The 4,918-nt window shown below is 67.2% G+C and carries 5 protein-coding genes; 2 read left to right on the forward strand and 3 right to left on the reverse strand.

Going from position 1 to position 4,918, the window contains the following annotated elements:
• Positions 1-94: 94 nt before the first annotated feature.
• The 3 genes from AB0E19_RS38225 to AB0E19_RS38235 form a co-directional block, all read right to left on the reverse strand.
• Positions 95-604 (reverse strand): hypothetical protein, encoded by a 510-nt coding sequence (locus AB0E19_RS38225; RefSeq protein WP_362189722.1) that lies wholly within the window; start codon positions 602-604, stop codon positions 95-97.
• Between the two features lie 65 nt (positions 605-669).
• Positions 670-1,128 carry a hypothetical protein gene (locus AB0E19_RS38230; RefSeq protein ID WP_362189725.1) on the reverse strand — a complete coding sequence of 153 codons (459 nt, stop codon included), beginning with the start codon at positions 1,126-1,128 and terminating at the stop codon, positions 670-672.
• A 275-nt stretch (positions 1,129-1,403) separates the two neighbouring features.
• Positions 1,404-1,796, reverse strand: a complete 393-nt coding sequence (locus AB0E19_RS38235; protein ID WP_362189728.1) for a hypothetical protein — start codon at positions 1,794-1,796, stop codon at positions 1,404-1,406.
• Between the two features lie 431 nt (positions 1,797-2,227).
• Between AB0E19_RS38235 and AB0E19_RS38240 the strand changes: the two genes are divergently transcribed.
• Positions 2,228-3,241: a hypothetical protein gene (locus AB0E19_RS38240; RefSeq protein WP_362189731.1), complete on the forward strand. Its 1,014-nt coding sequence runs from the start codon at positions 2,228-2,230 to the stop codon at positions 3,239-3,241.
• Positions 3,242-4,002: 761 nt separating this feature from the next.
• Positions 4,003-4,677 (forward strand): hypothetical protein, encoded by a 675-nt coding sequence (locus tag AB0E19_RS38245; RefSeq protein ID WP_362189734.1) that lies wholly within the window; start codon positions 4,003-4,005, stop codon positions 4,675-4,677.
• Positions 4,678-4,918: the final 241 nt, after the last annotated feature.

A 4,918-nucleotide genomic window follows, 5' to 3' on the forward strand; every position in this document is an offset into this window, starting at 1 on the left:
CCGCTACGAGCGCAAGCCCGAGCACTTCCTCGCCTTCACGGCCATCGCCACCAGTCTCATCAACTACCGGCGACTCACCAAGTGAAACGAGGTCTTATGGCTCGTGGTAGACACCAGCGAGGACTGCTTGCCGGAAGAAGTCGGCGTAGGTCGGAGACGCTGGTCTTGAGCGATCGGCGATGACCAGAAGAGCGCGTCGCACTTCCCTGCTGAGCTGGAATAGATGCCGGTCTGCCTGTCCACCCCGATAGGAGTAGAGGCGGAAGAAGCCGGCGGCTTCCTCGTCTCGGGGGTCATCGAACGTGTCCGGGAGCCCGACCAACAGCTCGATGTCAGCCTTGCCCGTGGCTGCGTCGGCAACCGCAGGCAAGGAGAGCCCGTCGAGTTCCGCACCGGACAACGCTGCGTCGTCTGCGGCGGCACAGGCCGCGAGCGCCGCAAACACTTCGATCAGCCGCTCGCCCTCCGCGACTCCGATGCCCCATGCCCGCAGGTCGTCGTGCCGACGGGCTTGGCGCCACGGTTCCTGGTCCACCAGCGGCAGAAGAAGTCGCCCCAGCAACGCGCAGCGACCCCACAACAGGCTGCGGTCATGTGTGGTCACGCGGCATGCCCCCTTCTTGGCAGCGGTCGGCGGTGACGACTGGCCATCACCGCGGTGGAGGTCCGCTACGCACAGGCGATGTACAGGATGGGGCTGTACGCGGTTGCCGTGCCAGCCTGCCCCTGCGCTGACACAACAGATCCGAGCGTTGTCGTACGCCATGCGACGGTCGGGTCACCAGGGTGGTTCGTGCAGGTCGCCGATGCGCTGGTGGTGCGCAGCGGCGGGGCGCACATGAACTGCCGCGCGCTGGAGGCGGCCGTCATCCACATGCGCGAGAAGTTGTTGTAGAACTCCAGGTCCACTTCGCTGCTGCAGGCAGCAGGCGCGCCTTCGCACGACTTGATGCCGCCAGTGCCGGTCATGCGGGTCCCGCTGTGATTGGGCTTGAGGGCGTTGAAGTAGCAGGCCGTCACCGCCTCGGGGGAGGTGACCACTTCGACCTCGGACGGACCGGGGTTCGGCGGCGGCACCGCGGCGCTGGCCGGCATGGCAGCGCCCAGCGTCAAGATTGCGGCAGACACAGCTGTAACCACTCGTAATCGCACGGACTGCTCCTTCTGTCTTCGGAAGAGTAGGAGCCTAGGAGCGGAGCGGAAGGTACAGCAGCGGTGTACAAGCCACATCTACGTGGGTGATCGAGGCAGCAAGCTGTCAGCCTCTCCCGCTGCCGAAGGACCTCTGCTGGTCGTCCGTCCGCTCGAGCCAGAGCCGCGGGTCATTGAGGTGTGAGGGCCATTTGTGCCTACGGCGCCGTGCACCCCGGTGACCTGGTGGCAAGTGCCCACGAGGATTCTGGTCAGTCCTTGTGGCGGTACTGGGTGATCTCCTCGCTCAGGACCCAGGCGGGAAAGTCTGAGTGGGCTTCCCAGATGCGGGCGAGTACGAGCTGGATCGGGCACTGCTTGTAGTGCACAGGGGTGAAGTCGTAGGGGCCCACACAGCCCAGGCAGTAACCGTCGCGGTCCCGCGGTCCCGGATGCATCTTCAGCAGCTGCGCGTTCGCCGCGGCGGCAGCCCGCAGGTGCGCAGAAGACAGGTACGGCTCGAACCGGCTGCCGGTCTCTTCCAGCGCTGCGATCTGGTCAGCGTGCTCTTCGGCGTCGCGGATACGAGCTGAGAGGAAAATAGCAAGCTCGCGCGGATCGTGCTCCAGGACGAGATCCTCGTCATCTGTGGACGGTGAGGTCATGTGCGTCATTGTGCCCCCTTGTGACAGCCCGGTTCCTATCAGGCTGGCTACTTTGCTGACCGCCCGCCCGGACCGAAGCCGACAAGGTGCGGCGATTGACGGGAGCCGGGCCCGCAGCGGGGCGGAATACCGGCCGAGCATGTTGACGCGGTGCCGGACGAACAGCGAGAGGTGCGCGGCGTCCTCGTCCCGGCCCCCTTCTGGGCCTCGATGAGCAGGGGCGTCAACTCACGTAACTCCTGCTGCCTGCGCCCGTTGGGTGAGGCATGCCAGCATCAGCGTCCAACACCTCCTGCGCCAGTACAGCCCCGAGCGGCACGCCTCCGCAGCTCCCCTTCCTCCTGACTCAGAAGCAGGGAGAAGCGGCTCGCTCCCTACTCGACTATGTCGCGGCGCTTCCTCTGCCTGGTCCCGACGCGCAGCTCCTGGCGGTGCTGGTGGCCATCCGGGCAGCGCGCGGCGGCGTCGGCAACATCACCGGCCAGGATCTCGCTTCACTTCGCCTTGGCGACGCCCACGAAGCCGTCAACGTCCTGCGGGGTCTGGGATGGCAGTTGGCGGACACGGTCTTCAGCACCGACCCCGCCGCGCCTCCGACTCCCGTCACTGTCCCGGAACTGACCCGCGACGATGGCCACCCTTTGCCGCTCGGAAAGCAGACCCGCTCACGCGTATCGGGGTGGACCACCAAGTCGCTGTCGGCCAAGCCGGTCAAGAAACTCCCGCCCGCCGCCCGCCTGGCCGGCCTGTTCCTCGCCGCCCACGGCACCTCCCGCCTCCTCGGCTCCCTCCCGGACCGCCTACCCGCAGCCTGCAGGGCGGAGCTCCCCAAGCTCCTGGAGAAGGGCTTCCTCACCGAGCTGTCCGGCGATCGGTACCGTCTCGACCCCCAGGTACGCCACCTTTCAGGTTTGCGGTCGCCCACCGAGGAGGAGCGGGCGCGCACCGGCGCTACCGCCAAGCCGGCCCGAGGGTTCCTCTTCGACGCCGACGTGTGGCTTCGGTGGAAGGAAGCGGCGGCTCCCGGCCTGCGGCGGCATGTGGAGAGCATCGAGTCCTGCGGCTTGTGCGGGTTTGCCCCGGAGCGGGTGGCGGAGGCGTTCACGGCCCCCAGCCGTGCCCAGTTCATGTCCAAGCAGACCAAGGCTCTGTACGGACAGTGGAAGACCGAGCACCCCGACCGCGGACCGCAGGTCGCCGCGTTCACGGTGGCCTTCCGCGCAGAGCACGGCCATGGCCCCTCGTTCCGGCAGGTCGGGGATGGCATGGGGTGGGACGTGCCCCACCAGCTCCGGTGCTTCATCGTGCAGCGCCTTCTGGCGAACGACTGGCTCGCGAGCACCGGCACCGTTCCCTGGACCCTTCGCCCCGGAACGGCAGCGCAGGAGCACGGCATCACCCTGCCCCGCGCCCGCACCGCCCCCATTGACGCACGGAGCTCCTGACCTCGCGCGGTTCCGCTGGCCGCCGCGTTGCCGTACCGACTCGCCGCCACGCTCTACGAGCGGATCGAAGAGCGTCTGACCCGCCTTAGCCCGGCGAGGGCGAGCGCGTCACCGTCGCCCTCGACGACCGCGTCACCCCCGAAGCGGCCAGCGACGGCGACGACCAGGACGGCGAGAGCATGACGCGGAACGGCTGGGGAGCGTAAAGGAATGCCCCCTGGTCCGCGGAAGGGCTCATCCGGCCCGGCCCGGCCCGGCACAGCACGGGCGCGGCGGGCGGCACCGGCCGTCCAGCGCGGGCCTGCTGGATCCCGGCGGCGCGTACGGCTTCGGCGGCCTGGTGCTGCTCGGCGCGGATGTCCTCGCCAGCGTCGGGGCGCTGTCCCACTAGCTGGGTGAGCAGCTCGTTGATCTATGCCTGGTTCCGGTCGGTCTTCCTGTCGAGTGCCTGCACTTTGAGGACTGCCGGGCGGGCCCTCACAGTCGGCTGCGGCCAGCCCAAGACACCCGTCGGCGTGAAGCGGTACGGTCCTGGCCGCCGCAGCTTGGGCCGAATCCTAGAGGGCTTAACAGAACGTAATCGGTGTCTCACAAACACTGAGGCCGCCCAGCATGATGCGCTGGACGGCCTCAGTAAGGTCTAAACCCTGGGGGTATGGCCTGCCTTTTTAGGGGCTACCAGGGACGGTTCCAGGGTCTTCGAAAGTAGTGTACACAAACTGACCTGCTGGTGCACCCCACGCACATAAACTGACCTGACTATGCACCCTGCGCAGCCTGGCGGCCTTGGGCCGTCTGCCGACAAGGCCGTTCTGGATCTCTTCAGCCCGGACCGGCTCAATCCTTATCTCACCGCGTGCTCCGGCGATCTGCACGCTGCGCTCGCTCTGTACCGCTGGAACAGCGAGATCTCGGCCGCGTTCTTCGAGTCGCTGGGATACCTCGAAGTCATGCTCCGCAACGCGCTCGATGCCCGCCTTGTCGCCCGGCATGCGCACCGAGGCAGCGGCGATGACTGGTTCACCGACCTTGCAGTCCCGCTCAGCGTCGAAGCACGCGACGACATCACCAAAGCTCAGGGCCGGGCAGCCAGGGGCAGCAAGGGTAGCCCCGTCCCGCGTGGGAAGGTCATCGCAGAGCTAGGGTTCGGCTTCTGGCGCTTCCTGCTGGCCCGCCAATACAAGACCACTCTCTGGCCAGACCTTGCTGGCGCTTTCCCTCTCGCCCCTAAGCGCGCTCTGTATGTCGTGGAGGACCCAGTCAAGCGCCTTCACGCGTTCCGCAACCGAATCGCCCACCACGAGGGCATCTGGCATCTCCCCCTCGCGAAGCGATGGGACGACATCCAAGCCTTGCTCGGATTTATAGGGCCGGCCGCAGCGGACTGGGTCACCGACTCCTCCCGCATCGACGACGTCCTCGCCCGCCGGCCCTGACCCACCAGCCGGCGCCTGGCCGCACGAGGCGACCTCCTCGCGGTGAAGGGGTTCTCGACCTATGCCGGTGTGCCCAGGCGCCTTGCTTGTGGCCCGTGCAGGATCTTCGACCATCCGCAGGTCACGCCGCAGGCTCCTCGTACGAAGGAGCAATAGTCAATAGTTGTGGATCAGTTCGCTCCTCTTGATCTGCCTTCGGAGCTGCTGGCCTTCAGCTGGCTGCGCAGACTTCTGATCTCGG

The sequence above is a fragment of the Streptomyces sp. NPDC047974 genome (assembly GCF_040653375.1).
In the GTDB taxonomy this organism is placed as follows: domain Bacteria; phylum Actinomycetota; class Actinomycetes; order Streptomycetales; family Streptomycetaceae; genus Streptomyces.

What these genes read in the sequence shown, in the direction of transcription:
- AB0E19_RS38245 (WP_362189734.1), top strand. Translation starts at nt 4,003, where the DNA reads ATGCACCCTGCGCAGCCTGGCGGCCTTGGGCCGTCTGCCGACAAGGCC.
- AB0E19_RS38235 (WP_362189728.1), bottom strand. Translation starts at nt 1,796, where the DNA reads ATGACCTCACCGTCCACAGATGACGAGGATCTCGTCCTGGAGCACGAT.